Genomic DNA, 2,962 nt, shown 5'->3' on the forward strand with positions numbered 1-2,962 from the left:
TCGAGCCCGCCGCCCTCATGCATGCGGTCCCTGAGGCAAACGGCAAAGTGGTCTGACCCGCGAAAAGCATCTTGAGCGATGAGCAGCGCCTTGCGATGTGCGCTTAGGAATTGCTGGAGGGCCGTGTCACCCTCAGCAAGCTCGAAACGGAGGCCATCGGGGTAGCAGTAAAAGAGGGGTCGCTCAAAGAGGCTGTGGCCGAACACTCTCTCAATTTCGCCGCGAAGGTCCATGCGCGCTCTAACACCTGAGTTAAGCCGCGCCGCGAAGCGGCGTCGGCTTGAATGAATTGTTGGGCCGCAGTGCCCAGGAGAATGAGCGATGAACACGAACGAGTTTATCCGCACCGACATTGAAACCCTGCGCAAAGTTGCAGCGGCGGACGGCGCAGCCACGCCGCATGTTTACGACGAACTGGCGGATGACCGGCTGGTGCAGCACGCAGCCAACGCCATGCGCGAGAAGCTGGCGCTCGCGCGCAGCCGTGGCCGCGGAGGGTGGTGGGACAACACCGACTGCACCATTGAGCATTTGCGGAGCCTGCTGCGCGACCACGTTGAAAAGGGCGACATGCGAGACGTGCTGAACCTCGCTGCGATGGTGTACGTGCGCGAGATTGCTGACATGCGGCCCAACACCTGAGTTAAGCCGCGCCGCGAAGCGGCGTCGGCTTGAATGAATTGTTAGGTCTGACTTGCATGAACTGGCGTTGTGTGTAGCTCGACGCCAAGAGCCCGCACAAGTCTGATGATGGTGTCATATCGGGGTTTTGCACCAGGAGCCAATGCTTTGTAGAGGCTTTCACGACCAAGCCCCGTGTCTTGGGCGAGCTTGCTCATGCCGCGAGCCTTTGCGACGTCAGCGATAGCTTGAAGGAAGACATTAGGGTTCTCATCTTCCAGGGCGGCGTTCAAGTACTCCGCAATGACAATGTCATTGTCGAGGTAGTCGGCAGCGTCAAATGCAGCAATATTCTTCATAGAGCCTCCAAGCTCTTGAGGAGAGCTTTAGCGGAACGGATATCTTTTGGCTGGGACGACTTGTCCCCCGCACACAAAAGCAAGTAGGTAATCTCGCCTCTCCGGCAGTAGTACAAGCGATAGCCGGGGCCAACATGTACCCGCATCTCTGAGATGCCGTCTCCAACCGGCGCGCAGTCACCGAAGTTACCTGCTTCCGCCGAACGAATGCGGGCAATGACGCGAGCTTTTGCGATTGGGTCACGCAGGGCTTTGATCCATGCGTCGAACTCCAGTGTGCGGAGAAAAGTGCTCATGCGGCAATGTATCCGACCGGATACGGCGTTGTCAAGCAGCAATTGAACTGGGTGCCAGACCTAACACCTGAGTTAAGCCGCGCCGCGAAGCGGCGTCGGCTTGGACGAATTGTTAGCCATCAGCGGCTCCACCACGCGAGCCTATGCTGCCGGTGATTCCAGTACATGTGGATTGCGTCGCACTCGCCGCCTGCAAGGCGCAGGTCGCTGGCCGTAGTGGACGGCCTGCAGCCCGGTAACCGCCCTTCTTCGGTGTTGCAGTCGTGCCGCTCCAGTTTCAATACAGCGGGAACCGCGCAGAGGCCGCCCGAAACGCCGGCGTTAATGGGGAAAGTAAGTACTTGAGGTTTGCGGCTGCCGCCGCGCTGCACCCGAACCGAGACGTGGTCGCGATGCTGCACCAACTGGGCCGCGTCTGGCCGCCCGTCTCCGTCAAAGTCGGCGTGCAAGGTTCCGGCCCGCGGCGCAGCCAGCGCGGTACCGGCCAGAAGCGCGACTGCGATACCGACGAGCGGTGCAAACTTGCACATGATGGCTAACACCTGAGTTAAGCCGCGCCGCGAAGCGGCGTCGGCTTGAACGAATTGTTAGGCAATCATAGCGAGTAGCTGACCTTTGTGCCGTCTATGGTGAGCTTGGCGTTCACTTGCAGGTGCTTGATGAGTGTCTCTAGCTGCGCCTCAGTGATAGAGCCCTTGGCATTCTTGACAGTTGCACGGATGGTGCTCTTGAGCGTCTCAACCTTTCTTGGGCGTGACGCGCCTCGCTTTTTGAGATCAGCGAGAACGACTGCGTAGTTGTCTACCTTGGGTGGTGCTGGTGCAGCAGCATTGGCTGGTGCTGCTGGGGCGGGTTGTGAATTGCCAACGCCATTAGGGCAGATGAACTTGCCATTTTGATTTAAGACGACGCGAATCTTCTCTTTAAGCGACATACTGCCCAAGAGCGCATTGATGGTTTTACAACAGGCGACGCAGTTGTCATCGCTGTTGCTACCGGCTCGGGAAGATGGAACCAAATGCTCAACACTCGCTTCCGACTTGGGGAGTGGCATGTTGCAGAAGAAGCAAAGGCCTCCTTGAGCAAAGATCAGTCGGTCAAGCGGTTTTGTGGCCATATGATTGCCTAACACCTGAATTAAGCCGCGCCGCGAAGCGGCGTCGGCTTGAATGAATTGTTAGGGGCGAACATAGATTGGCTCGAACTGCGCGAAATACTTTTTGTAATCCCGTTTTGGAACCAAAAACAATTCAAGCTTCGCTTCTTGCGGCATATTCTGTTCAAACACGTTATAGGCGTCTTTTATTGCTTCTTGTGGATATTTCTTGTCAAAGATTGGGACAAGCACAAATACCAAGGAGCCGTCATCTGTAGGCTTTCTGAGCAAATAGGCGCGTGCAACGCCATTGTCTGCCTTGAGGGCTTGAACGATTCCTTCAACGGAGGTGGCGAAGGGATCTTTGGGGCTCAAGGAAGTGCTCTGGGGTTGTGCAGGTTCTGGAACAGGCGTCTGCTGCGTGGATAGCAGCGAAGCTGTAAGTACGATTGCGAGAGTAATCATTTCGCCCCTAACACCTGAGTTAAGCCGCGCCGCAACGAGGTGCAACCGAAGCGACAGCAGCCGGACGCCGAAAGATAACACGATGCCATGAAGCGGCGTCGGCTTGAACGAACTGTTAGGTTGTA

General features: G+C 56.9%; 7 protein-coding genes. 1 reads left to right on the top strand and 6 read right to left on the bottom strand.

All coding sequences use genetic code 11. The features are described 5' to 3' along the window. Positions 1-233 (bottom strand): DUF3885 domain-containing protein (locus K7B09_RS12755; protein ID WP_223629844.1); only part of this gene is annotated, 233 nt, incomplete at its 3' end. 88 nt (positions 234-321) lie between these two features. On the opposite strand from K7B09_RS12755, the gene K7B09_RS12760 reads away from it, so the two are divergent. Continuing rightward, the gene (locus K7B09_RS12760) at positions 322-642 is read left to right on the top strand and encodes a hypothetical protein (RefSeq protein ID WP_223629845.1); all 321 of its coding nucleotides are present in this window, start codon (positions 322-324) and stop codon (positions 640-642) included. 41 nt (positions 643-683) lie between these two features. Here the strand turns inward: K7B09_RS12760 and K7B09_RS12765 are convergent, their stop codons facing one another. The 5 genes from K7B09_RS12765 to K7B09_RS12785 form a co-directional block, all read right to left on the bottom strand. Then, a complete protein-coding gene (locus tag K7B09_RS12765; RefSeq protein ID WP_223629846.1) occupies positions 684-980 on the bottom strand; it encodes an addiction module antidote protein in 297 nt (98 codons plus the stop codon). After that, a complete protein-coding gene (locus K7B09_RS12770; RefSeq protein ID WP_223629847.1) occupies positions 977-1,276 on the bottom strand; it encodes a type II toxin-antitoxin system RelE/ParE family toxin in 300 nt (99 codons plus the stop codon). The genes K7B09_RS12765 and K7B09_RS12770 overlap by 4 nt, the downstream gene beginning before the upstream one ends. A 119-nt stretch (positions 1,277-1,395) precedes the next feature. After that, the gene (locus K7B09_RS12775; protein WP_223629848.1) at positions 1,396-1,806 is read right to left on the bottom strand and encodes a hypothetical protein; all 411 of its coding nucleotides are present in this window, start codon (positions 1,804-1,806) and stop codon (positions 1,396-1,398) included. A 65-nt stretch (positions 1,807-1,871) separates the two neighbouring features. After that, positions 1,872-2,393, bottom strand: a complete 522-nt coding sequence (locus K7B09_RS12780; protein WP_223629849.1) for an HNH endonuclease — start codon at positions 2,391-2,393, stop codon at positions 1,872-1,874. A 60-nt stretch (positions 2,394-2,453) separates the two neighbouring features. Next, positions 2,454-2,962 (bottom strand): hypothetical protein (locus K7B09_RS12785; RefSeq protein WP_223629850.1); only part of this gene is annotated, 509 nt, incomplete at its 5' end.

This window comes from Thermomonas beijingensis (assembly GCF_020034655.1).
GTDB lineage: Bacteria > Pseudomonadota > Gammaproteobacteria > Xanthomonadales > Xanthomonadaceae > Thermomonas > Thermomonas beijingensis.